At 45.8% G+C, this 24452-nt stretch carries 19 protein-coding genes and 2 tRNA genes; 17 read left to right on the top strand and 4 right to left on the bottom strand.

Features of this window, described 5'->3' with window-relative positions:
- The first annotated feature begins 53 nt into the window (after positions 1-53).
- Positions 54-1145: an efflux RND transporter periplasmic adaptor subunit gene (locus MU515_RS07820; protein ID WP_260259861.1), complete on the top strand. Its 1092-nt coding sequence runs from the start codon at positions 54-56 to the stop codon at positions 1143-1145.
- 8 nt (positions 1146-1153) lie between these two features.
- Positions 1154-4270, top strand: a complete 3117-nt coding sequence (locus tag MU515_RS07815; protein ID WP_260259860.1) for an efflux RND transporter permease subunit — start codon at positions 1154-1156, stop codon at positions 4268-4270.
- A 68-nt stretch (positions 4271-4338) separates the two neighbouring features.
- Here MU515_RS07815 and shyC read toward each other — a convergent pair whose 3' ends face one another.
- Positions 4339-5625, bottom strand: a complete 1287-nt coding sequence (gene shyC, locus MU515_RS07810) for a peptidoglycan DD-endopeptidase ShyC (RefSeq protein WP_260259859.1) — start codon at positions 5623-5625, stop codon at positions 4339-4341.
- Positions 5626-5751: 126 nt separating this feature from the next.
- Between shyC and tyrS the strand changes: the two genes are divergently transcribed.
- The gene (gene tyrS / locus MU515_RS07805) at positions 5752-6939 is read left to right on the top strand and encodes a tyrosine--tRNA ligase (RefSeq protein ID WP_260259858.1); all 1188 of its coding nucleotides are present in this window, start codon (positions 5752-5754) and stop codon (positions 6937-6939) included.
- 408 nt (positions 6940-7347) lie between these two features.
- Positions 7348-8193: a magnesium transporter gene (locus MU515_RS07800; RefSeq protein WP_260259857.1), complete on the top strand. Its 846-nt coding sequence runs from the start codon at positions 7348-7350 to the stop codon at positions 8191-8193.
- Here MU515_RS07800 and dacB read toward each other — a convergent pair.
- Positions 8172-9599 (bottom strand): serine-type D-Ala-D-Ala carboxypeptidase, encoded by a 1428-nt coding sequence (gene dacB / locus MU515_RS07795; protein WP_260259856.1) that lies wholly within the window; start codon positions 9597-9599, stop codon positions 8172-8174. The genes MU515_RS07800 and dacB overlap by 22 nt on opposite strands.
- A 100-nt stretch (positions 9600-9699) precedes the next feature.
- Positions 9700-10740 (bottom strand): porin, encoded by a 1041-nt coding sequence (locus tag MU515_RS07790; RefSeq protein WP_260259855.1) that lies wholly within the window; start codon positions 10738-10740, stop codon positions 9700-9702.
- Between the two features lie 518 nt (positions 10741-11258).
- On the opposite strand from MU515_RS07790, the gene greA reads away from it, so the two are divergent.
- Entirely contained in the window at positions 11259-11732 is a 474-nt protein-coding gene (gene greA / locus MU515_RS07785) for a transcription elongation factor GreA (protein WP_260259938.1), read from the top strand.
- A 62-nt stretch (positions 11733-11794) separates the two neighbouring features.
- Here greA and yhbY read toward each other — a convergent pair whose 3' ends face one another.
- Complete coding sequence (gene yhbY, locus MU515_RS07780) at positions 11795-12091, bottom strand: ribosome assembly RNA-binding protein YhbY (protein WP_260259854.1); 297 nt, start codon at positions 12089-12091, stop codon at positions 11795-11797.
- 154 nt (positions 12092-12245) lie between these two features.
- On the opposite strand from yhbY, the gene rlmE reads away from it, so the two are divergent.
- From rlmE to truB, 12 genes are all read left to right on the top strand, one after another.
- A complete protein-coding gene (gene rlmE / locus MU515_RS07775) occupies positions 12246-12875 on the top strand; it encodes a 23S rRNA (uridine(2552)-2'-O)-methyltransferase RlmE (protein ID WP_260259853.1) in 630 nt (209 codons plus the stop codon).
- Between the two features lie 107 nt (positions 12876-12982).
- Complete coding sequence (gene ftsH / locus MU515_RS07770; protein ID WP_260259852.1) at positions 12983-14947, top strand: ATP-dependent zinc metalloprotease FtsH; 1965 nt, start codon at positions 12983-12985, stop codon at positions 14945-14947.
- A 51-nt stretch (positions 14948-14998) separates the two neighbouring features.
- Entirely contained in the window at positions 14999-15829 is an 831-nt protein-coding gene (folP, locus tag MU515_RS07765) for a dihydropteroate synthase (RefSeq protein WP_260259937.1), read from the top strand.
- A gap of 23 nt (positions 15830-15852) precedes the next feature.
- Positions 15853-17193, top strand: a complete 1341-nt coding sequence (gene glmM / locus MU515_RS07760) for a phosphoglucosamine mutase (protein ID WP_260259851.1) — start codon at positions 15853-15855, stop codon at positions 17191-17193.
- A gap of 284 nt (positions 17194-17477) precedes the next feature.
- The gene (gene secG / locus MU515_RS07755; RefSeq protein ID WP_260259850.1) at positions 17478-17816 is read left to right on the top strand and encodes a preprotein translocase subunit SecG; all 339 of its coding nucleotides are present in this window, start codon (positions 17478-17480) and stop codon (positions 17814-17816) included.
- 34 nt (positions 17817-17850) lie between these two features.
- A tRNA-Leu gene (locus tag MU515_RS07750) sits at positions 17851-17934 on the top strand.
- A 56-nt stretch (positions 17935-17990) separates the two neighbouring features.
- Positions 17991-18067: transfer RNA gene (locus tag MU515_RS07745), tRNA-Met, on the top strand.
- 230 nt (positions 18068-18297) lie between these two features.
- A complete protein-coding gene (rimP, locus tag MU515_RS07740; protein WP_260259849.1) occupies positions 18298-18753 on the top strand; it encodes a ribosome maturation factor RimP in 456 nt (151 codons plus the stop codon).
- 33 nt (positions 18754-18786) lie between these two features.
- Entirely contained in the window at positions 18787-20274 is a 1488-nt protein-coding gene (gene nusA / locus MU515_RS07735) for a transcription termination factor NusA (protein ID WP_260259848.1), read from the top strand.
- 20 nt (positions 20275-20294) lie between these two features.
- Positions 20295-22979 (top strand): translation initiation factor IF-2, encoded by a 2685-nt coding sequence (gene infB / locus MU515_RS07730; RefSeq protein WP_260259847.1) that lies wholly within the window; start codon positions 20295-20297, stop codon positions 22977-22979.
- Positions 22980-23088: 109 nt separating this feature from the next.
- The gene (gene rbfA / locus MU515_RS07725; RefSeq protein WP_260259846.1) at positions 23089-23484 is read left to right on the top strand and encodes a 30S ribosome-binding factor RbfA; all 396 of its coding nucleotides are present in this window, start codon (positions 23089-23091) and stop codon (positions 23482-23484) included.
- Positions 23484-24437 carry a tRNA pseudouridine(55) synthase TruB gene (gene truB / locus MU515_RS07720; RefSeq protein WP_260259845.1) on the top strand — a complete coding sequence of 318 codons (954 nt, stop codon included), beginning with the start codon at positions 23484-23486 and terminating at the stop codon, positions 24435-24437. The genes rbfA and truB overlap by 1 nt, the downstream gene beginning before the upstream one ends.
- Positions 24438-24452 lie beyond the last annotated feature (15 nt).

The raw sequence follows: 24452 nt of genomic DNA, 5'->3' as shown, positions 1-24452 counted from the left end.
AAAGGCGTCATAAGCCATCAGGAAGTAGGCTTATGTAAATAAAAAGGATAGTTATGGCTAAGTTGTCTTTGTCGCGTTATTTGGCGACCAAACCTTATATCGTTTCTCTGTTTCTTATCGTTCTGCTGAGTGTTTGGCTTGGTCTTGGCGCTTTAAAAGCGGAAGATGACACCGAGCAGAAGCAGCAGAACACGCAAGATATCCCGCTTGCTAAAGTGGCCTATCAAACTTTTCATTCAGTGCCTACCCATAAAACCATTGATTTGTATGGCCGAACCGCGCCAGACCGCCAAGCTAAGTTAGGCGCTGAATACGCAGGTAAGATTGCTCGTCTGCAAGTAGATAAAGGCGACTTGGTCACGCAAGGTCAAGTTATTGCCATTATTGATAAAGGCGATCTCGATATTCAACTCAAACGTGCTAGAGCGATGCTCAACGTACGTGAAAAAGAGTACAAAGCCGCTCAGGCTTTGAAAAAGCGTGGCCTACAAGGTGAGGTGGCGTATGCCAATGCGCAAGCAGCATTAATAGAGGCGAAAGCGTCAGTGACTAATGCTCAGATTGCTCTCGCCAACACCAAAGTAACAGCGCCGTTTGATGGCATTGTCGATCACCTATTTATCGAGCAAGGGGATTTTGTCGGCATTGGCGATCCTGTCGCGTCGTTGATTGATCTCAGCAAGTTGGTGATTGAGGCCGATGTCAGTGAGCGTCATATCCAAGACCTTAAGTTAAATCAACCTGCCACCATCCGCTTTATTAATGGCCAAGAGACTCAAGGTAAAGTGCGCTACATTTCGCGTGTGTCATCTGAATCAACCAACACTTTCCCAATTGAAGTGGAAGTCGCTAACCCTAAGCAAAAGATCCCTGCAGGTGTCAGCACTGAAGTCGCGCTTAATCTGCAGCAGCAGTCTGCGGTTAAAATTACTCCAGCCATGTTGGCTTTAGATGAATCGGGCAATCTGGGAGTGAAAACTTTGCTGCAAGAGAGGGTGAAGTTTGTGCCTATTCAGTTAGTTAAAGCTGAGCAAGATGGGGTGTGGCTGACGGGGCTCGGTGAGCAAGTGGATATCATCACTACTGGACAAGGGTTCGTACGCGACGGTGATCAAGTGATCGCAGTTGAGCAAGTTAAACAGTAGGAGGCGCTATGTTTGCAATCATTGATGCAGCGCTAGCGCGCACTCGTACTATGATGGTGCTGCTCGTGTTCATTTTAGTCGCGGGGCTTATCACCTATATTACGATTCCTAAAGAGTCGAGTCCTGATATTGCGATTCCAATTATCTATGTTTCAGTTAGCCATCAAGGTATTTCCCCTAATGACGCGGAGCGTTTGTTAGTTCGACCTATTGAGCAAGAGTTGCGCTCTTTGGAAGGAGTCAAAGAGATGACTTCCACAGCTTCTGAAGGCCATGCCTCAGTGGTGTTAGAGTTTTCGGTCGGGGTCGATCTTAATAAAGCGATGGCGGATGTGCGTGAGGCGGTTGATTTAGCCAAGCCTAAGCTGCCAGAAGACAGTGATGAGCCAACCGTGAATGAGGTGACACTCGCCTCAGAAGAGCCAGTATTGAGCTTGGTTTTGTACGGCACTGTGCCTGAGCGAACCATAGTGCAAATTGCCCGCAAGCTACGTGATAAATTGGAAAGTTATCGCCAAGTGCTAGAGGTCGAAATCGCAGGCGATCGCGAGGACATCGTTGAGATCGTGGTCGATCCGCTGTTGATGGAAAGTTATGGCTTAGATCAGGCCGATATTTACAACTTAATCGCGTTGAATAACCGCGTAGTAGCGGCTGGCTTTGTTGATACGGGTTACGGACGCTTCTCTGTCAAAGTCCCTTCGGTGTTTGATTCGCTAAAAGATGTTCTTGAGTTGCCAATTAAAGTGGATGGCAAACAGGTGATCACCTTCGCTGATGTTGCCACTGTGCGCCGCGCGTTTCGTGACCCAGAGAGTTACGCCCGCTTAGATGGTGAATCGGCGATAGTACTCGATGTCAGTAAGCGTGCAGGTGAAAACATCATAGAGACGGTTGAGCTGGTTAAACTGGTGTTAGCCGAGGCGCAGAAAACGCCTGAATGGCCAAATAACTTATTGGTTAAGTACACTTGGGATCAGTCTGACGACGTCAAGATGATGCTTAACGATCTGCAAAACAATATTTTATCCGCCATCATTTTGGTGGTGATTGTTATCATCGCAATCCTAGGTGTTAGAACGGCACTGTTGGTCGGCGTGTCTATACCGGGGTCATTCTTAACAGGTTTATTGGTACTGGCCTTGTTTGGCATTACGGTCAATATTGTGGTGCTTTTCTCCTTTATCATGGCGGTCGGCATGCTGGTGGATGGTGCGATTGTAGTGACCGAGTTTGCCGATCGACGAATGCAAGAGGGTGTGGAACGCAAACAAGCCTATCGAGATGCCGCTAAGCGAATGGCGTGGCCAATCACCGCCTCTACCGCAACCACATTAGCTGCGTTTGCTCCTTTGCTTTTTTGGCCGGATGTCACTGGCGAGTTCATGAAATATCTTCCGCTGACACTTATTGCTACGTTAGCGGCGTCTTTGGTGATGGCAATGTTGTTTGTGCCTGTGTTGGGGGGCTTGTTTGGTAAGCCTCAGAATGTCACCGACAGCAATCGACGCCGAATGATGGCGTTGCACGAAGGGGATTTTTCTCAAGCAACGGGCTTGACTAAGCTCTATTATCAGACGCTGAGAGTCGCGATTGGTCATCCGCTTAAAATCTTGGCGTTAGCGATTGTATTGGCTATTGGTGTGGGTACTGCTTATTCCAAAGCGGGCTTAGGTGCTGAGTTTTTCCCAGAGGTTGATCCGCCGTTCTTTACCATCAAAGTTCGTTCTTATGGCGATCTTTCGATTAATGAGAAAGATCAGCTCATGCGCCAGATAGAAGTAGAAATGATTGGTCATGACGAGTTTGAAAGCGTCTATACCCGCACGGGGGGCGATGATGTGATAGGCCAAATTCAAATTACGCCAGTGGATTGGCAATATCGCCGCAGTGTGAAAGAGATTATTGCTGAGCTTAAGCAGATCACAGACAGTTATGCAGGGGTTGAGATCGAGTACAAATTCCCTGATGCGGGGCCACCTGTTGAAAGTGACCTCGTTATCGAAGTTACTGGGAACGATTTAACCGAGATTGATATAGCCGCCAAGCAGGTGAGGGCGTGGGCTGATCAGAATCCTGCCTTTACCAATATCAGTGATAATTCGAGCAAAGAAGGCATTGATTGGAAGGTCGACATTCGTCGTGATGACGCCTCTCGTTTTGCCGCAGACGCAACCTTAGTCGGTAACACTGTTCAGTTTGTGACTAATGGTTTAACCATTGGCGACTACTTACCTGATGATGCGACTGAAGAGGTCGATATTTTAGTCCGTTATCCAGAAGATAAGCGCGACATTGGTAAGTTTGATGAGCTACGTGTGAAGACTCCTGCCGGAATGGTACCAATCACTAACTTCGCCAGTATCGTACCCGATCAAAAGCAGGATACGATTCATCGTGTCGATGGCTTACGCGTCATCAGCATTAAGGCCGATATGAGTGATGGCTACAACTTAGCGATTGAGCTACCAAAAATTGAAGAGGCCTTGAATGAACTTGGGTTAAACCCAAATGTTGGCTTTAAATTACGTGGTCAAAATGAAGAGCAGCAAAACTCCTCTGCGTTTTTACAAAATGCTTTCCTCGTCGCGCTAGTAGCGATGGCGCTGATATTGATTACTCAGTTCAATAGCTTCTATCAAGCCTTCTTGATTTTGAGTGCAGTGCTGTTTTCAACGGTTGGCGTTTTTGCTGGCTTACTTATCTTCCAAAAACCGTTTGGTGTGGTGATGTCAGGTATTGGCGTAATTGCGTTAGCGGGGATAGTGGTAAACAACAACATCGTATTGATAGATACCTTCAACCAGCTGCGCCGACGTGGTTTAGATAAGCGTGAAGCTATCTTACGTACTGGTGTACAGCGTTTAAGACCGGTTATGTTGACCACGGTGACCACCATCTTGGGGTTGTTACCTATGGTGCTTGAGATGAATATCGACCTGATTAATCAGAAGATTGAGTTTGGCGCGCCAAGTACTCAGTGGTGGTCTCAGTTAGCGACGGCGGTTTCTGGCGGCTTGGCATTTGCAACGGTGCTAACCTTGGTACTTACCCCATGTTTGCTGATGTTTAGCCGTAATAATGTGGCTCAAGAGTCTGAACAACCAAGTGAGATTAAGGTTTAGCTGGTTAGGCGCTTGGCTGCTAATCTCTCTCAAACGAAAAAGCGCTGGTCGAAACCAGCGCTTTGTTTTTATTTGCTCGCTAACAGTTCTCGGTAGCGTTCTAGCTTGTTCAGTCTAATTTCCGCATTGGCAATAAAGGTTTGCTTTGCTTTGCCTTTTAGAGACTTCGACTGCGGCAATTTCACGGTACGGGCGTTTTTATGAACCCCGTGAACCAAAAACTCATAGTGCAAGTGAGGGCCCGTTACGCGACCTGTACCGCCCAGAGTACCAATGGTTTGGCCCTGCTTAACCCGCTGGCCAGTTTTGACTGTGCGGCGTTTTAAGTGCAGGTACTTGGTGATGTAAGTATTGCTGTGTTTGATGAATACGTAGTTACCGTTGAATTGGTTATAACTTGATTTTTGTACGATACCATCACCGGCGGCCCAAATCGGTGTACCTACTGGTGCTGCGTAATCGGTGCCTCGGTGCGCGCGGACTTTACCCGTCACTGGGTGGCGACGATTTGGGTTGAAGTTCGAGGTCACTCGGCGGAAGTCGAGCGGTGAGCGCAAGAAGGCTTTCTTCATCGCGCGGCCCTTTTCATCGTAATAATTGCCGGTGTTGTCGTCCAAAATCGCTTTAAACGTATCGCCTTGGTTAGTAAATATCGCTGCAATAATTTTACCGCGGCCAACCACTTCGCCTTCTACGATTTTCTCTTGGTAAAGAATTTTAAAGCTGTCTCCGGCACGAATATCGAGTGCAAAGTCGATGTCCCAACCAAAGATCCCCGCTAGCTCCATGATTTGGTTGGCTGTTAGGCCCGCAGTAATCGCGGCATTCCAAAAGTTAGAGGTAATTGACGCTTCGGCGTAATTGTATTGATGTACCACTTCTTTTTGGTCAATCTCATCAACGAAGACATCACCTTTTTTCGTGATAAGGTAAGTTTCGTAAGCACTCAGTTGGCGCTTGATTTGGATGAGTTCGTCGTTAGCGTCGAAGCCAAACTGCAATACGTCACCAGGACGAAGCTTGGTCAGCTGGCGTTCGATTTCTTTGTTGGTGGTGGTCAGTTGATACAACAAACGAGAAGATAAGCCAGCTCGTTGAAAGACAACAGCGGCACTCTCACCGGATTGAACTTGATATTTTTCCCAACGAAGTTGGGCAAGTGGGGAGGTTTTCTCTGTGACGACTAAGTTTTCTGGTTTGATGTCTAGGGAGTAAGTTTGGCCTATTTTATAAAAGCCTTCTTCTTGTCGCAGAGATTTGGAGTCAGGCAGCAGTAGAGCCACCACGATAAGTAATGTGATAAAAACGATCAGTGCTTGGTGCATCCGTGGCAACCGAGCTAAAAGAGACAACATCTTGGTCCGTTCTAAAATTTCAATAAAAATGCTAGCTGATTAGTCTAACTGGTTTCAAAAAGCATCGCTATTCAAGTAAGATGTAAAATTACCAAATTTTTGCCAAATCTGTGGGAGTGAACAAGAATGGCGAGTATTGAAGCAGCACTGGCCGAGATTAAGCGCGGTGTCGAGGAACTGATTCCAGAAGAAGAACTGATTGAAAAGCTGAAAGAGGGCCGTCCTCTACGCATTAAATTGGGTGCCGATCCAACAGCGCCAGATATCCATCTGGGTCATACAGTTATTTTCAACAAACTGCGCGCGTTCCAAGAACTTGGACACGAAGTGACTTTCCTTATTGGTGATTTCACTGCAATGGTTGGTGATCCGTCAGGTAAGAACACTACGCGTCCACCACTAAGCCGCGAGCAAGTGCTAGCAAACGCAGAAACATATAAAGAGCAGGTATTTAAGATTCTAGATCCTGCTAAGACAACTATTTCATTCAACTCTGAGTGGCTATCTGATTTAGGCGCTGAGGGTATGATTCGTCTAGCGTCGCACCAAACCGTTGCACGTATGCTAGAGCGTGATGATTTCAAAAAGCGTTATGCTGGCGGTCAGCCAATTGCTATCCATGAGTTTATGTATCCGCTGCTTCAAGGTTATGACTCAGTTGCAATGGAGACTGACGTCGAGCTTGGTGGTACTGACCAGAAGTTCAACCTACTAATGGGTCGTGAACTGCAAAAAGCGAACGGTCAAAAACCCCAGGTTGTACTTATGATGCCGCTTCTTGTTGGCCTAGACGGCGAGAAGAAGATGTCTAAGTCTGCGAACAACTACATTGGTATCAGCGAAGCACCAAGCGAGATGTTTGGTAAGATCATGTCTATCTCTGATGACTTGATGTGGAGCTACTACGAGCTGCTATCTTTCCGTCCACTAGGCGAAATTGCTCAGTTCAAAGCGGATGTAGAGCAAGGTAAAAACCCTCGCGATATTAAAGTGTTGCTAGCAAAAGAAATCATTGCTCGTTTCCACTCTGAAGCAGATGCAGAAGCGGCTGAGCAAGAGTTCGTGAACCGTTTTGCTAAAAACCAAATCCCTGACGATATGCCAGAGTTTGAGTTTGAAGCAGGCCTACCAGTAAGTAACCTACTAAAAGAAGCGGGCCTATGTGCATCGACTTCTGAAGCGATGCGCATGGTTAAGCAAGGCGCAGCGAAAATTGAAGGTGAAAAGGTTGCTGACGCGAAGCATGCACCTGAAGCTGGCACATACGTATTCCAAGTTGGTAAGCGTAAGTTTGCTCGTATCACGATCAAGTAACTGAGTTTATTTGCTTAAATTGAGATAAAGCGCCTTTTAAAGGCGCTTTTTTATTGCGCTTTTGATAGCCCTCAATGGGAATGTCTTTTGGAATTTGTTATCATCTGCGCGCTGCTAAATCGGCAGTTTATTTGGAGTTATTAATGAACAATACCGACCATCCTCCCAGTTGTGGGATGAATAAGACGAAGGGAGAAATGTAACCCGCTTTGGTATTGGCACTCCATGCTACTACCTATCGGGTAGGGCATCCTTTGATTCCTCTTCTTTTTCTCTTTTCATTTTAGATTTCGATACTTTCTAGCGTATTTATGATGCGGCTAGTGGCCTATCTTTTGTTGCCACTTTCCACCCATTGCGCTCGATGTATCTGATGGTCGTTACCTTAAGCTAATCGGGAGATTCGCCATGACGGTAATGAACAACATCTATATGGAAAATTCTGCCAACTTCTCACTAGAAGAGATTGGTGCGGCTAGGAAAGCCTTTTTACAATACGATCAAACTCATCAGGTTCACTTGTTGACCGTTATGCCGATAGAAGAAGCGGTAGGGATTTTACATCACTGCTCACTCGGCTACGTTCAGCAACTTCTATCATTGTTAGAAGAAAATGGACAAGAAAAACTGGCGCGTCACTATGCGCACCAGCTAGGTTTGATCTATTCCGAAGCAAACGTAAGTGCCAGCTACTTAACAACCTCTGTCATGGATCATGTGAAACAGCGGATTGGCTGGATTGTGGCGTTGGCACTGCTGGGCATCGTTTCTGGTTTAATCATTGCGCAGTACGAAGATACGTTAAGCCAGCTAGTGTTGCTTGCGGTTTACATGCCTGTGATTGCTGCTGCAGGCGGTAACACTGGCTCTCAGGCGGCCACATTGGTGATACGCGCCTTGGCGACCGGAGAGCTGCGTAAGCGGCAGTGGCTGTCAGTACTTTGGAAAGAGAGTCGCGTTGCGGTTTGCTTGGCCTTGGCCATTGCGCTAGTGATTGTTGCTCGGGTTATGCTGTTTAGTGACAGCGGTTCAGCGGGTGGTTTTGAGCTGTCGACAATTGCCTTAGCCATTGCAGTAGCTTTGTTTGTGCAGGTGACGATATCGACCACATTAGGTGGTTTACTGCCAATTGTGGCTCGGGCTTGCAAACTAGACCCAGCCGTACTGGTAAGCCCAGTACTGGCCTCTGTGGTCGATATTTCAGGGATGTGGATCTACTTTACTGTAGTGAATTACTTTTTAGGTTTAGCCTGACTGTATTTCAATACATCCTGATAGAACAATTGTTCAAATTGAGTAATAGGGGCGATGGTCGGTTTATCATCGTCCCTTTTTACTGGGTGATAATCGGCAACATATTGAACAAAAATGGTGGTCGGGTTGCCATGACTATCCAGTCCGTATCCGGCCATGTTTTTGCTGCCATATACGGACCCACTTTTTGCAATCAGCTGTCCTTTCACCGGATCGTTACGCATGCTGCGGCGGTATTTCAACGTACCGTTCTCACCCGAGGTTGGCATTAACGCGATCAAGTTAAGCGTTGCATCATTTTTCCAAATAAAGCGCAGCACTGATGCCATATCTTGGCTAGTGAAAAGGTTGTTACGTGATAGCCCTGAACCATCGACAATTTTGGCATGCGCTAGGTCAATATTGGCTTTTTCTAACAGCAATTGCTTAATGGCTTCAGTGCCGTTGTTATAGCTACCAGCTTGGTTAAAGTATTGCGCGCCGATGGTTTTGGCTAGATTGTCAGCAATTAAGTTGTCAGATTTACGCAGCATTACGCTTAGTAGCTCTGGCAGCTTCGCTGAGTCATGGCGGGCAATTTGACGATATGGGCCACTATTAGGTTGGCCAATGCGAATGTCGCCTCTGAGTTTAATACCTACCTGATTTAGCGTGCTGTGCAGCGTGCGCTGGGTATAAAGCGCTGGGTTTTGTACGGCAAACTTAAGTGGCAGCGGTTTTTTACGCTCCACTAGGCAGCCTTGTAACTGGTAATGGTTATCTGGTGTCGTCAGTAGCTCTAAGCCACAGTTGTTCTCTTCGTAATATTCTTTGCTGACCGTTTTTGCGCTAGAGCTGACGTAAATAGGGAAGTGCTCAGGAGTATAAACACGCGTAGCCCCATTCTTTTGAGAATATATCGAGGCTTGTACGCAGTTTTCATCCAAGCTAATAGCCGCCGAAGGAGCGCTATAACAAACGCCAACGATGTCCCAAGGCCAACCGACTGCGCGCTCGTAGCCAGTAAATGCTGAGCCATCAAGCCAAAGGTCACCTTTAATTTCTTGTAAGCCTTGTTGTTTGGCGCTTAGTAGCAGTTGCTTTAAGTCTTCAGAAGTTAATGTTGGGTCGCCGCTAAAGCGAATCACCGCATCTTGTCGATTGGTTTCTATTTTGGTAGTGAAATGAAAACCATCACCCAGCTGCAATTTGGCGGCTAAAGCGGTCACCACTTTCAGCGTACTGGCTGGTGGAAAAAACTGATCGCGATTGGATGTTGTAAGGTAAGGCGTTGTGTCTTGCAAAGGCTCAATAGAAATCGCGACGCGACTGCCTGTTGGCAAATGATCAAGGGGAGCGTAAGCGAAAGCCTGAGCTGAACATAACAGCGCACTTGCACTGAGTAGGACGCGCGAAGAAAATTTCATAGCGGTTAAAAGAGCCAAATTGACGAAAATTGCTTTGAGTATATAAAAAAAACGCCTGCAAGCGAGCAGGCGTTTGAAGTTTGTGACTTATAGTCAGCAATTAGAAGTCGTAACGTAGACCTAGTGCTAGTTCGTCTTCAGCATCCGCTTTTGTAATGCCTTTGCTTGCATCTTCAGAAATTAGGTTGAAGTTGTAAGAAACGTAACCACGGAAGTTAGGCTTGAAGTAGTACGTCGCATCAATAGCGATGTTGTCTGCTTCGTCAGCTTTAACGCCGCCTTCTTTAGATTCAAGGTAGTTGTATGTTGTAGAGAATACAGCTTGGTTTAGTGAGTAAGCCGCTGCAAATTCGTAACCAGTTAGGTCAGTTTTGTCGCCTGTCGCTTTGTCTTTATCTTGACCGTCAACGAAAGTACCTGCGAAGTATAGGTCGTTGATTGAGTAAGAAGCCGCAAGCATGTATTGGTTGCGATCTACTAGTTTAGCATTATCAATTTGATTGCCATCAGCGTAACCCGCACCTAGTTTAAGGCCTGTTTCACCTAGTGCGTAGATAGCAGATAGTGAGTAACCGTCAGCATCGTTGTTATCGTAGTGAGTGTTGCCGTTTGCAGGGGTTACTTCAGTGATGTCAGAGAAACGGTAGCTTGCTTTCACACCTAGATCAGCAAATTGACCTTTGTACGAGATCATGTTGTCAGTACGGTCAGCGATAGCAATTTTGTATGCAGCTGAGTTACCGTGGTATGCCATGATATCTGTGAAGTCTGTGATTACGCCTAGTGCACCATCGTTTTTACCGTAAGTAACTTCGCCGAATGCGCCACCGATACCAGCGTATGCGTAACGGTTCGTTAGGCTGTCTGCGTCTGTATCAGTCGCTTGACCTTTATCTGCAGTAGTTAGCTCTCCTTCGTAGAAGCCAACACCGTACAGGCCGTTACCGATGTCTGTTTTACCTAGGAAGTTTAGACGGATGCGTGATTTATCATCTGCGTTGCCGTCTTTAAGAGATAGACGAGCTTCAGCGCGGCCGCCCATTTCTAGAGTTGTACCATCTTGGTTGTATAGTTCTGCTGCGTGTGCACCAGTCGCTACTGCTGCAGCCGATACTGCTAGAGCAATCAGAGTTTTGTTCATCTTATTAGTCCTAATTTCTGTCCATAAATCGTTTTATTAAGTAGAAGCATGGATAGCCCAGGCTTCATAACGATATCCACTAGTGACTTAGAGCGAATAAAATCAAACACTTCTCTAAGGCTAGGGCGGATAATTCGTGAGCCAATTTGTACCGCCAAAGTTCCGGTGTTCGTTAGTAAAACGATATAAATTTGGGTTTTGAACGCTGTTTTTTATTGTTTAATTTGGGTGTAAGTGACTAATTAGTAGTGGTTTTTTATTTGTATGAATTCAGCCGAAAAAATGAAGTTTTTTGCTTTTTTTTAGCTTTTATTAGTGGTGATTTAGCTGCGCAGTGAAGAAATTGCGCTGAGAAACTGCATGCAATGTGAGATAGCAAGCGAGTCGAATGGAATTAAGATGATTTAGTTTCAGAGTTTGTTTACACTAAAAGAAATGAATAATTGTACTCACTACCTGACCCTACGGGTTGGGTAGTTTTGTTTTGCCCAAAGTTTGCTTTGGCATAGAGGTATATGATGGAAAAAGTTCCAATGACATTACGTGGCGAACAACAGCTACGTGTAGAATTAGATCGACTACTTAAACTTCGCCCGCAGATCTCTGAAGCGATTGCTGAAGCGCGCGAGTTAGGTGATTTAAAAGAGAACGCGGAATACCACGCAGCTCGTGAAGAGCAAGGTATCTGTGAAGCTCAGATTCGTGATATCGAATACAAGTTATCTGTTGCTCAAGTTATCGACGTAACAAAAATGGATAACACAGGTAAGATTATTTTCGGTTCAACAGTGACATTGATTGATGTGGATACTGATGAAGAGAAGACTTACCAAATCGTGGGTGACGATGAGGCAGACATCAAGACAGGTCGCATTTCAGTAAGCTCACCAATTGCTCGTGGCCTGATCGGTAAGATGGAAGGTGACGAAGTTGTGATTACCACTCCAGGTGGTGATAAAGATTTCGAGATTGACCGCGTAGAATATATCTAAGCGAGTGCTCAGAAATCAAAAAGGTCGCCCTAGGCGACCTTTTTCTTGTTCCGTAAACGCTATTATTTACGTGGAATCTCGATTTTACGCTCTTCAGTTTGGCGGAAAAGTACTAACGTTTTACCGATAACTTGTACTTTTTCAGCGCCAGTTTCACGAATGATTGCATCAACGATTAGGTTTTTCGTTTCGCGATCTTCAGAAGCGATTTTCACTTTGATCAGTTCGTGGTGGTTTAGAGCGATTTCAATTTCCGCTAGAACAGCTTCAGTAAGTCCGTTTGCGCCCATAAGCACGACAGGTTTTAGACTGTGCGCTAGGCCTTTAAGATGCTGCTTTTGTTTAGTGCTTAGGTTCATTACGCGGCCAATTTTATTTAATATTAGGGTTGAAAAACGTCATTTTAACGCCATCTATGCTTGAAGACTATAATTTATTGGTCAAAGCCCACTTGTTGTTAAATACAATGAGCAAGATATAGAGCATGGCGTCTCTCTATTTATTAGGAATCAGATGAGTAAACAAAAACATTCAGCGAGCTCTGGCCGCTGGTTGAAAGAACATTTTGATGACAGATACGTGAACGAAGCTAAGAAGAAAGGCTACCGTTCGCGTGCGATCTTTAAGATCGAAGAGATTCAAGAAAAAGACAAATTACTAAAGCCAGGCATGACTGTGGTCGACCTTGGTGCAGCTCCGGGTGGTTGGTCTCAATATGCGGCTAAGATTGTTGGTGATGAAGGCCAAGTAATCGCATGTGACATTTTACCAATGGATTCCATTGCTGGCGTTGCCTTCTTACAAGGCGATTTTCGCGAAGATTCTGTACTAGAAGCGCTACTTGATCGTATACAACCAGACATGGTTGATATTGTGATGTCGGACATGGCTCCGAACATGGCAGGAAATTTATCTGTCGATCAACCTCGTGCAATGTATCTTGTTGAACTAGCATTAGATATGTGTCGACAAGTTCTAGCACCTAATGGTAGCTTTGTGGTGAAAGTCTTCCAAGGTGAAGGATTCGACCAATACGTGAAAGATGTTCGCGATATGTTCAAAGTTGTGAAGATTCGCAAACCAGATTCTTCAAGAGCTCGTTCTCGCGAAGTATATATCGTAGCCACTGGTTACAAAGGTTAACTATTTGCTTGTTTGAGCAGCAGTTAACACTATAGCTACAGTTTTCAAACTGTAGTACCCTACCTTTAATTACAATTAGTTATCGAGAGGCTGACACCTTGAGTGACATGGCAAAAAATTTAATTCTGTGGCTAGTAATCGCTGTAGTATTGATGTCGGTTTTCCAGAGCTTCGGGCCTGGTGAAAACAACGGCAGAATGGTTGATTACACCACATTCGTACAGGACGTTGGCCAAGGCAAGATTGAGGAAGCGACCTTTAAAGATAGCGAAATTACTTTCGTTCCTCGTAGTGGTGGTAAGTTTGTAACTTACATGCCTATTTACGATCAAAAACTTCTTGATGATCTAATCAAATTGAATGTGATTGTAAAAGGTACCCCACCAGAAGAGCCAAGCCTTCTAAGTACTATTTTCATCTCTTGGTTCCCGATGATCTTACTGATTGGTGTATGGATTTTCTTCATGCGTCAAATGCAAGGCGGCGGCGGTAAAGGCGCGATGTCTTTCGGTAAGAGCAAAGCTCGTATGATGAGCGAGGAGCAAATCAAGACAACATTCGCTGACGTTGCAGGTTGTGACGAAGCGAAAGAAGACGTTAAAGAACTGGTTGATTTCTTACGTGACCCAAGCCGCTTCCAAAAGCTGGGTGGTAAGATTCCAACGGGTGTTTTGATGGTAGGTCCTCCGGGTACCGGTAAAACGCTACTTGCAAAAGCAATTGCAGGTGAAGCGAAAGTACCGTTCTTTACTATCTCAGGTTCTGATTTCGTTGAAATGTTTGTTGGTGTTGGTGCATCTCGTGTACGTGACATGTTCGAACAAGCGAAGAAAGCGGCACCTTGTATCATCTTCATCGATGAGATCGATGCGGTTGGTCGTCAGCGTGGCGCTGGTGTTGGTGGTGGTCACGATGAACGTGAGCAAACACTGAACCAAATGCTCGTTGAGATGGATGGTTTCGAAGGTAATGAAGGTATTATCGTTATCGCTGCAACTAACCGTCCAGACGTATTAGACCCTGCACTACTTCGTCCAGGCCGTTTTGACCGTCAAGTTGTGGTTGGTCTACCTGATGTTCGTGGTCGTGAGCAAATCTTGAAAGTTCACATGCGTAAAGTACCACTAGCAGCAGACGTTGAGCCTTCACTTCTAGCGCGTGGTACACCGGGTTACTCAGGTGCAGACCTTGCTAACCTTGTTAACGAAGCGGCGCTATTTGCAGCTCGTGGCAACAAGCGCAACGTATCTATGGTCGAGTTTGAACAAGCGAAAGACAAGATCAACATGGGTGCTGAGCGTAAGTCGATGGTGATGTCGGAAGAGATCAAAGAGTCGACGGCATACCACGAAGCGGGTCACGCAATTGTAGGTTACTTATCTCCTGAGCACGATCCTGTACACAAGGTAACGATTATTCCTCGTGGCCGTGCATTAGGTGTGACGTTCTTCTTGCCAGAGCAAGATGCAATCAGCTACAGCCGTCAGTTCCTTGAGAGTAAGATTGCGACACTTTACGGTGGTCGTATCGCTGAAGACCTGATCTACGGTGCTGATAAAGTATCAACGGGTGCGTCAAACGATATTAAAGTAGCGACAAACCTAGCGCGTAACATGGTGACGCAATGGGGTTACTCTGAAAAACTTGGTCCTCTTCTGTACGCAGAGGAAGAAGGTGAAGTATTCCTAGGCCGTAGCGTAACGCAGACTAAACACGTGTCTGATGATACAGCTAAGCTGATTGACTCTGAAATCCGTGCCATTATCGACCGCAACTATGACCGTGCACTAAAACTTATCCAAGACAACATGGATATCATGCACGCAATGAAAGATGCGCTGATGAAGTACGAGACTATCGATGCAGGTCAAATTGAAGACCTAATGCAACGTAAAGAAGTCATTCGTGAGCCAGCTGGTTGGGGTGAAATTCCTCAGACTGAAGCGAAAACTGAAGAAGTGAAAGCGGAAGAAAAACCAGCAGCGCAAGAGCCAGCAGAAACTCAACCAGAAACTGCTGAAGCACAAGATAAGACTGATACTCCAGAGTCTGAAAAGAAAGATTCAGAGTAATAAAGTTGAATAGATTAAACCCCGGGGCAACTCGGGGTTTTTGCATTTATGATGAAGATTACTGCAAACAATAAAACCCTCGATTTATCGACCCCTCAAGTGATGGGTATTTTAAACGTTACACCAGACTCCTTTTCTGATGGTGGTCGATTCAACACGCTTGAAAATGCATTGCACCAAGCAGACAAGATGATTGAAGCGGGTGTGACGATCATTGACATTGGCGGTGAATCAACTCGACCGGGTGCGCCGGATGTTGAACTAGAGGAAGAGCTACAACGGGTTATTCCTGTGATTAAGGCGATTCGAACCAAGCACGACGTGTGGATTTCCGTTGATACCAGTAAAGCGGAAGTGATGCGCCAAGCGGCAGAAGCAGGTGCAGATATCATCAATGATGTGCGCTCACTTCAAGAACCCGGTGCGCTTGATGTCGCAGCTCAAGCAGGGTTGCCTATTTGCCTGATGCATATGCAAGGTCAACCTCGCACTATGCAGGCTAATCCTCACTATGATGATTTAATGGTCGAAGTAGGCGAGTTCTTACAAGAACGGATTGAAGCTTGTGAAGCTGTAGGTATCAAACGTGAACAGCTGATTTTAGACCCTGGCTTTGGCTTTGGTAAAACGCTAGACCATAATTATCACATGCTAGCGAACCTAGAACAGTTTCACCAATTCAATCTACCAGTACTTGCGGGGATGTCACGTAAGTCGATGTTATTTAAATTGTTGGATAAAACGCCGGCAGAATGTGTTGCGGCAAGCGTAAGTTGCGCTACTATTGCGGCACTAAAAGGCGCTCAGATTATTCGTGTCCATGACTTCGAGGAGACCCTCGATGCAGTCAAAGTGGTGACGGCGACATTGAGTAATCGATGAATTTAAAATAAAAAGGAAACATCATGTCTGATAAAAGACGTTATTTCGGCACTGACGGTGTTCGAGGCAAAGTTGGGCAGTACCCTATTACGCCTGATTTTGTATTAAAACTTGGCTGGGCTGCTGGTCGAGTGCTTGCGAAACAAGGCACCAAGAAAGTTATCATCGGTAAAGATACGCGTATTTCTGGTTACATGTTGGAGTCTGCTTTAGAAGCGGGTCTGGCTGCTGCTGGCCTTAAAGCGACCTTTACTGGCCCAATGCCAACTCCGGCGGTTGCTTACCTAACTCAAACATTTCGCGCGGAAGCGGGGATTGTTATCTCAGCATCTCACAACCCATATTACGATAACGGTATTAAGTTCTTCTCTTCGGAAGGGACAAAACTGCCAGATGACATCGAGCTAGCGATTGAAGCAGAGCTGGATAAAGAAATTGAATGTGTTGAATCTGCCGAGCTTGGTAAAGCAAGCCGCCTAAACGATGCTGCTGGTCGTTACATTGAATTTTGTAAGAGCACATTCCCATCTGAGTTAAGCTTAGCGTCGCTGAAAATTGTTGTAGATTGTGCCCACGGCGCGACTTACCACATTGCGCCAAACGTATTTAAAGAGTTAGGTGCAGATGTGATTTCAATGGGTGTTGAGCCTAATGGTACTAATATCAACGCAGAAGTGGGTGCGACAGATGTACGCGCGCTACAAAAGCGTGTGGTTAAAGAGGGTGCTGCGCTTGGTTTGGCGTTTGATGGTGACGGTGACCGTATCATCATGGTTGACCACCTAGGTAATAAGGTCGATGGCGACCAAATCGCTTACATCATCGCTCGTGATGCACTTCGCCGCGGCGAGCTAAAAGGTGGTGTGGTTGGTACGCTAATGACTAACCTAGGTATGGAAAACGGCCTAAAGCAATTGGGTATTCCATTTGTTCGCGCAGCGGTAGGCGATCGCTACGTGATGGAAAGACTGCTAGAAAAAGGTTGGAAGATCGGCGCTGAAAACTCAGGCCACGTGATTCTGCTAGACAAAGTAACCACAGGTGATGCGATTGTTGCTGCGCTACAGGTACTGGCTTCAGTAGTTGGTAGCGAAATGTCATTGAATGAGCTATCTCAAGGCATGACACTTTACCCGCAAGTATTGGAAAACGTCCGTTTTAGTGGCGATTCAAACCCACTAGAAGCGCAAGCGGTGAAAGATTCAGTTTCTGCCGTTGAAGCAGAATTGGGTGACAAAGGCCGAGTGTTACTGCGTAAATCAGGCACAGAGCCTTTGATTCGTGTGATGGTTGAAGGTGAAGACGCTGAGCTAGTTCAAAGCTCGGCGCTCAAAATTGCCGATGCAGTAAAAGCGAGTTTTTAATTCGTATAATTATTGAGAATCAAGCTGATAAAGAGAGGTCATAAGGCCTCTCTTTTTCTTTATTGGATAAGGGTATAGCTGAAATTGGTCTTTTGCCCCTTTTTTGAGCGATTGATTCTCAAGTTAGTCTTTTTTGTTATTTTTCGCTTGTCAGAGTTGAACGGTTTCGCTAGTATTGCTCGGCCTTCATAAAGGAGGTCGCTAGCCTTGTTCTGAAAAATTACTTACTAAGTAAATAAAGGAGCGGCGCTGGCCTAACAATTTGGAACATAGGTGGACAAATAATGTTTGAAGTTCTACTTGTGATTTACCTGTTGGCAGCGATTGGTGTAATCGGCCTAGTGTTGATTCAACAAGGTAAAGGCGCAGATATGGGAGCCTCATTCGGTGCTGGCGCATCAAACACAGTGTTTGGCGCAAGCGGCTCAGGTAATTTCCTAACCCGAATGACTGCAATTTTTGCAACAGTATTTTTCATCGTCAGCTTAGTGCTTGGTAATATGTCAACGCACAAACCTGAATCTCAGTGGATTGACCCTACAGCTGGTCAAGTTGTTGAGCAAGTAGCTGATGATGTAGCGAGTGATGTTCCAGCTCCAGTGAGCGAAGAAATCCCGCAATAAGCTAATCATTCTTAGCTAAGAAAAAGATTTAGCTGCCGAGATGGTGAAATTGGTAGACACGCCAGCATGAGGTGCTGGTGCCTTTGGTGTGAGGGTTCGAGTCCCTCTCTCGGCACCATTGATTTACAAACTTGTAAAAAGCATGTTTGAGCGTATAATGCTCAGCAAGTCGGACGCGGGGTGGAGCAGCTTGGTAGCTCGTCGGGCTCATAACCCGAAGGTCGTCGGTTCAAATCCGGCCCCCGCAACCAATACCTTTCTTTATGTTTAAAGAATGGAAAAGGACAAGTTTGCGCAAGGCAATCAATACTACGCTTTGCGAGTTAAGCAGATTCTGTTTAACGTATCAGGGTCCAGCAATAAAAAACCCCGACTTATCGGGGTTTTTTATTATCTAAATTTTTCCATCGGAAGAATTTGGGTAAATGCTTGGAATTTAAAATGGGCTCTGAGCCCTTTTTTTGTTTCTGGAGTGGTTTAAATGACTGGTTTAGAAAGACAACTTACTGAAATGCTTGAAGCTCCTGTAGCGGCATCAGGTTATGAGTTAGTTGGATTAGAATTTATTCGCGCGGGCGAACACTCAACGTTGCGTATTTTTATTGACCATGAGAATGGCATTACTGTTGACGATTGTGCAGAAGTAAGTCGTCAAGTGAGTGCAGTAATGGACGTTGAAGATCCAATCACTGTGGCTTACAACCTAGAAGTGTCTTCTCCAGGTTTAGAAAGACCACTTTTCAAAGCAGCACACTACGAGCAATTTATTGGTCACGAGGTGAGCATGGTTTTGAAAATGGCTGTAGGTAACCGTCGTAAATGGAAAGGTACTATCCATTCTGTTGATGGCGAGACCATTACTGTTACCGTTGAAGGTAATGAAGAGCAGTTTGCGTTAAGCAACATTTCAAAAGCTAACCTGATCCCTAAATTTTAGGTCCCTAAACATTGACCTTAGAGGCTATATCAAATGAGTAAAGAAATTTTAGCGGTAGCAGAGGCAGTATCGAACGAAAAAGCGGTACCTCGTGAGCGTATTTTTGAAGCACTAGAAATCGCTCTAGCTACTTCAACTAAAAAGAAGCGCGACATCGAAATCGACGTTCGCGTAGCTATCGACCGTAAAACGGGCGAATTCGAAACTTTCCGTCGTTGGTTAGTAGTAGAAGAAGTAGAGTTCCCAACAAAAGAGATCTCTCTAGAAGCAGCTCGTTTTGATGACGACAGCATTGAACTGGGCGATTACGTTGAAGACGAAATCGAATCAGTGAAGTTTGACCGTATTACGACTCAAACAGCGAAACAAGTTATCGTACAGAAAGTACGTGAAGCTGAGCGTGCACAAATCGTTGAACAGTTCATCGACAACGAAGGCGAACTAGTTACTGGCGTAGTTAAGAAAGTTAACCGCGAAACTATCGTTCTTGACCTAGGCAACAACGCAGAATCAGTAATCTTGCGTGATGACCAACTACCACGCGAAAACTTCCGTCCAGGTGACCGTGTTCGTGGTCTACTTTACAAAGTAGCGCCAGAAGCTCGTGGTTTCCAACTGTTCGTGACTCGCTCTAAGCCAGAAATGCTTAAAGAGCTATTCCGCGTGGAAGTGCCAGAGATCGCTGAAGAGATCATCGAGCTTAAAGGTGCTGCACGTGATCCAGGTTCTCGCGCGAAGATCGCAGTGAAAACTAACGACAAGCGTATCGACCCTGTTGGTGCTTGTGTTGGTATGCGTGGTGCACGTGTACAAGCTGTATCTGGTGAGCTAGGCGGCGAGCGTATTGATATCGTTCTTTGGGACGATAACCCAGCGCAATTCGTAATTAATGCAATGGCTCCTGCTGATGTTGCATCTATCATCGTTGATGAAGATACCAACTCAATGGACATCGCAGTAGAAGCAGATAACCTAGCGCAAGCTATCGGTCGTAACGGTCAAAACGTTCGTCTAGCATCTCAACTAACGGGTTGGGAACTAAACGTAATGACTGTTGAAGACCTAGAGAAGAAGCACGCAGAAGAGTCTCAAGCATCTCTAGATAACTTTATGAAGTACCTAGATATCGAGCAAGACTTTGCAGAGCTTCTTGTTGAAGAAGGTTTCTCAACACTAGAAGAAGTAGCCTACGTACCAGTAGCTGAGCTTCTAGAAGTTGATGGTCTAAACGAAGAGCTTGTAGAAGAACTTCGTAGCCGTGCGAAAGACGCTCTAACGACAATTGCCCTAGCGCAAGAAGAGTCGTTCGAAGGTCTAGAGCCAGCAGAAGACTTACTAGGCCTAGAAGGTCTAGAACGTGAAATGGCATTCAAACTGGCAGCAAAAGGTGTAGTTACACTAGAAGATCTAGCTGACCAAGGTATTGATGACATAGAAGGTATTGATGGACTAACAGAAGAGCGCGCCGGTGAACTTATCATGGCTGCACGTAACATCTGTTGGTTCGGCGAAGAAGAATAATTCAGCAAGGAGGAAGCGGAATGACACAACTTACAGTAAAAGCTCTTAGTGAAGAGATTGGTACGCCAGTTGACCGCTTAATTGAACAACTTGCTGATGCAGGAATGAAAAAAGCAAGCGGTGACACAGTTACAGATAGCGAGAAGCAAGCGCTTCTTGGTCATCTTAAAAAAGAACACGGCGATACGTCGGGTGAATCAGAGCCTACACGTCTAACGTTGCAACGTAAGACTCGTAGTACTCTGAGTGTTAACGCTGGTGGCGGCAAGAGTAAGGATGTTCAGGTAGAAGTGCGCAAGAAGCGCACTTATGTGAAGCGCAGCACTATCGAAGACGACGCACAACGTGAGGCTGAGGAAGCAGCGAAGCGTGAAGCGGAAGAGCTTGCGAAGCGTGAAGCTGAAGAGCTTGCAAAACGCGAAGCTGCAGAGAAAGCACAACGCGAGGCCGAAGAGAAAGCGAAGCAAGAAGCGGATTCAAAACGCCAAGCTGAAGAAAAGGCCAAACGCGCACAAGCTGATAAGGCTAAGAAAGAAATGAATGCAAAAAACGCTGAAGTTAACGATCAAGCGAAGAAAGAAGCTGACGAACTAAAACGTCGTCAAGATGCTGAAGCTCAACGCAAAGCTGAACAAGAAGCAGCTAAGCTAGTTGAGGAAGCGCGCAAGTTAGCAGAAGAAAATGCCGCTCGTTGGAGCGAAGAAGAGAAGAAAACTAAAGAGTTGGAAAACTCTGACTACCACGTAACAACATCAACTTACGCTCGTGAAGCGGAAGACGCGGCAGACCGCCGTGAAGAGACTGGTGTACGTCGTAAGAAGAAGAAAAAAGCTGCAGCAACACCTGACCGCAACCAACGTAACCAACGTGGTGGCAAAGGTCGCAACAAAGGTAAGCTTGCTAAACCAACTTCAATGCAGCAAGGCTTCGACAAAACAGCAACAGTAGCGAAAGCAGACGTTGTAATTGGCGAAACTATCGTTGTCTCTGAGCTTGCTAACAAGATGGCTGTTAAAGGCACAGAAGTTATCAAAGTGATGATGAAGATGGGCGCTATGGCGACTATCAACCAAGTGATTGACCAAGAAACAGCACAGCTAGTGGCTGAAGAAATGGGTCACAAGGCGATTCTTCGTAAAGAAAACGAGCTAGAAGAAGCGGTACTAAGCGATCGTGATAACGATGCAGAAGCGACACCACGTGCGCCTGTAGTTACTATCATGGGTCACGTTGACCACGGTAAAACTTCTACGCTTGACTACATCCGTAAAGCTCACGTTGCTTCTGGCGAAGCTGGTGGTATTACACAGCACATCGGTGCTTACCACGTTGAGACTGAGAACGGCATGATCACGTTCCTTGATACTCCTGGACACGCGGCGTTTACTGCAATGCGTGCTCGTGGTGCTCAAGCGACAGATATCGTAGTTCTAGTAGTAGCAGCAGACGATGGCGTAATGCCACAAACAATCGAAGCTATCCAGCACGCGAAAGCGGCAGGCGTTCCTCTGATTGTTGCTGTGAACAAGATCGATAAAGAAGACGCGAACCCAGACAACGTTAAAAACGAACTGGCGCAATACGACGTTATCCCTGAAGAGTGGGGCGGTGAGAACATGTTCGTTCACATCTCTGCGAAACAAGGTACTAACATCGATGGTCTTCTAGAAACTATCCTTCTTCAATCTGAAGTTCTAGAGCTAACAGCTGTAGAAGAAGGCATGGCATCTGGTGTTGTTGTTGAATCTCGTCTAGATAAAGGTCGTGGTCCAGTTGCAACGGTTCTAGTTCAATCTGGTACGCTACGTAAGGGCGACATCGTACTATGTGGTCAAGAATACGGCCGTGTACGTGCAATGCGCGATGAGAATGGCCAAGAAGTAACGACTGCTGGTCCTTCTATCCCTGTAGAGATTCTAGGTCTATCTGGTGTTCCTGCATCAGGTGACGAAGCAACAGTTGTACGTGATGAGCGTAAAGCTCGTGAAGTAGCGAACTACCGTCAAGGTAAATTCCGTGAAGTGAAACTTGCACGTCAACAGAAAGCGAAACTAGAGAACATGTTCTCTAACATGACTGCTGGTGAAGTTGCTGAGTTGAACGTAGTACTGAAAGCTGACGTACAAGGTTCTGTTGAAGCAATCGCAGACTCTCTACGTAAACTGTCTACTGAAGAAGTTAAAGTTAACATCGTAGGTTCTGGTGTTGGTGGTATTACAGAAACTGACGCAGTTCTAGCGGCAGCATCTAACGCTATCATCCTAGGCTTCAACGTTCGTGCTGATGCATCTGCTCGCCGTGCTGTTGAAAACGAAAACCTAGACCTACGTTACTACTCAATCATTTACCAATTGATTGACGAAGTGAAACAAGCAATGGGCGGTATGCTTGCTCCAGAATTCAAGCAAGAGATCATTGGTCTTGCTGAAGTTCGTGACGTATTTAAGTCACCTAAACTGGGCGCAATCGCTGGTTGTATGGTTACAGAAGGTGTTATCAAGCGTAACAACCCAATCCGCGTTCTACGCGACAACGTAGTTATCTACGAAGGTGAACTAGAGTCACTACGTCGCTTTAAAGATGACGTTCAAGAAGTTAAGAACGGCTACGAATGTGGTATCGGCGTTAAGAACTACAACGATGTTCGCGTTGGCGACCAAATCGAAGTATTCGAAATCGTTGAAGTTAAACGTACTCTTGATTAATTGACTAAAATTACTCGCACGCCCTTAGGCATGCAGTAATAGGTTGTTGAATACGCCATGGGGGGCTGGAATTATCCATCCCCCCATTCTTTCTAATAAGAGAAAAGTTATGTCAAAAGAATTTAGCCGCACGCAGCGCGTAGCGCAGCAGCTGCAAAAAGAATTAGCGATGATCCTGCAACGTGAAGTGCGTGATTCTCGCTTAGGTATGGTGACCATTTCTGATGTAGAAGTGTCACGTGACCTTGCTTACGCAAAAGTATTCGTTACTTTCCTATGTGTGGGCGAGCAAACGCCTGAATCATGCCTAACAGCGCTTCGTGAACACGAAGCTCACATTCGCATGATGCTAGGTAAGCGTATTCGTCTACGTCTTACTCCAGAGATTCGTTTCCACTACGACAACACGTTGGTAGAAGGTATGCGCATGTCTAACTTGGTAAGCGAAGTCGTAAGCCAAGATAAGCAGAAGCAAAAAGACTCTGGTCGTGAGGACGAAGAGTAATGGCTCGTCGTCGTAAAGGTCGTCCTATTGATGGCGTTATCCTACTGGATAAGCCTACTGGTATCTCTTCTAACGACGCATTGCAAAAAGTTAAGCGTATCTACTTCGCAGAAAAAGCGGGACATACGGGTGCGCTTGACCCTCTAGCGACAGGCATGTTGCCTATCTGTTTAGGGGAAGCGACCAAATTTTCCCAATTCCTACTGGATTCAGACAAGCGCTACCGCGTTATCGCGAAACTTGGTGAGCGCACCAATACGTCTGATTCAGACGGTGAAGTGGTAGAAACGCGTCCGGTGAATGTTGAGTTGGATAAGCTAAAGGAATGCGTTGAGAGCTTCCGTGGCGAGTCTGATCAAATACCATCGATGTTCTCTGCATTGAAATATCAAGGAAAGCCTCTTTATGAGTATGCTCGCCAAGGTATCGAAGTGCCGCGTGAATCTCGTAAAATCACGGTTTACGATATCGTATTGCATCGCTTTGAAGGCGATGAAGTAGAGATGGAAGTACATTGCTCTAAAGGTACTTACATCCGTACTATCGTTGATGATCTTGGTGAAATGCTAGGTTGTGGCGCTCACGTCACTATGCTGCGCCGTACCGCAGTGGCTGATTACCCATATGAGAAGATGGTCACGCTAGAGCAGCTTAATGAGCTACTAGAGCAAGCACATCGTGATGAGAAAGCACCAAAAGAGCTTTTAGACCCACTATTGCTGCCGATGGATACAGCGGTTGCTGATCTTCCTGAAGTAAACATGAACGCTGAGCTGACTGACCTTGTCCAGCATGGTATGCCAGTACAAGTTGCGGGTGCACCCGCAGAAGGCACAGTGCGAATGACCAGTGGTGAAGAGAAGTTATTTATCGGTGTTGCTAACATTGATGATAATGGTCGTGTTGCACCGAAACGCTTAGTAGTGTTTCGTGAGCCAGTAGAAAACGAATAACCAAGTTTGTTGTTC

The sequence above is a fragment of the Vibrio intestinalis genome (assembly GCF_025195085.2).
Classification (GTDB): Bacteria; Pseudomonadota; Gammaproteobacteria; order Enterobacterales; family Vibrionaceae; genus Vibrio; species Vibrio intestinalis.
This window is presented reverse-complemented; position numbering and strand designations above follow the sequence as displayed.

Bases quoted from the DNA above. Each gene is read 5' to 3' on its own strand.
- dacB (WP_260259856.1), bottom strand. From the start codon at position 9,599: ATGAAATTTTCTTCGCGCGTCCTACTCAGTGCAAGTGCGCTGTTATGT.
- infB (WP_260259847.1), top strand. From the start codon at position 20,295: ATGACACAACTTACAGTAAAAGCTCTTAGTGAAGAGATTGGTACGCCA.
- shyC (WP_260259859.1), bottom strand. From the start codon at position 5,625: ATGTTGTCTCTTTTAGCTCGGTTGCCACGGATGCACCAAGCACTGATC.
- rimP (WP_260259849.1), top strand. From the start codon at position 18,298: ATGACTGGTTTAGAAAGACAACTTACTGAAATGCTTGAAGCTCCTGTA.
- folP (WP_260259937.1), top strand. From the start codon at position 14,999: ATGAAGATTACTGCAAACAATAAAACCCTCGATTTATCGACCCCTCAA.
- greA (WP_260259938.1), top strand. From the start codon at position 11,259: ATGGAAAAAGTTCCAATGACATTACGTGGCGAACAACAGCTACGTGTA.
- yhbY (WP_260259854.1), bottom strand. From the start codon at position 12,091: ATGAACCTAAGCACTAAACAAAAGCAGCATCTTAAAGGCCTAGCGCAC.
- nusA (WP_260259848.1), top strand. From the start codon at position 18,787: ATGAGTAAAGAAATTTTAGCGGTAGCAGAGGCAGTATCGAACGAAAAA.
- MU515_RS07820 (WP_260259861.1), top strand. From the start codon at position 54: ATGGCTAAGTTGTCTTTGTCGCGTTATTTGGCGACCAAACCTTATATC.
- rbfA (WP_260259846.1), top strand. From the start codon at position 23,089: ATGTCAAAAGAATTTAGCCGCACGCAGCGCGTAGCGCAGCAGCTGCAA.
- MU515_RS07800 (WP_260259857.1), top strand. From the start codon at position 7,348: ATGACGGTAATGAACAACATCTATATGGAAAATTCTGCCAACTTCTCA.
- MU515_RS07815 (WP_260259860.1), top strand. From the start codon at position 1,154: ATGTTTGCAATCATTGATGCAGCGCTAGCGCGCACTCGTACTATGATG.
- secG (WP_260259850.1), top strand. From the start codon at position 17,478: ATGTTTGAAGTTCTACTTGTGATTTACCTGTTGGCAGCGATTGGTGTA.
- tyrS (WP_260259858.1), top strand. From the start codon at position 5,752: ATGGCGAGTATTGAAGCAGCACTGGCCGAGATTAAGCGCGGTGTCGAG.
- ftsH (WP_260259852.1), top strand. From the start codon at position 12,983: ATGGCAAAAAATTTAATTCTGTGGCTAGTAATCGCTGTAGTATTGATG.
- glmM (WP_260259851.1), top strand. From the start codon at position 15,853: ATGTCTGATAAAAGACGTTATTTCGGCACTGACGGTGTTCGAGGCAAA.
- MU515_RS07790 (WP_260259855.1), bottom strand. From the start codon at position 10,740: ATGAACAAAACTCTGATTGCTCTAGCAGTATCGGCTGCAGCAGTAGCG.
- truB (WP_260259845.1), top strand. From the start codon at position 23,484: ATGGCTCGTCGTCGTAAAGGTCGTCCTATTGATGGCGTTATCCTACTG.
- rlmE (WP_260259853.1), top strand. From the start codon at position 12,246: ATGAGTAAACAAAAACATTCAGCGAGCTCTGGCCGCTGGTTGAAAGAA.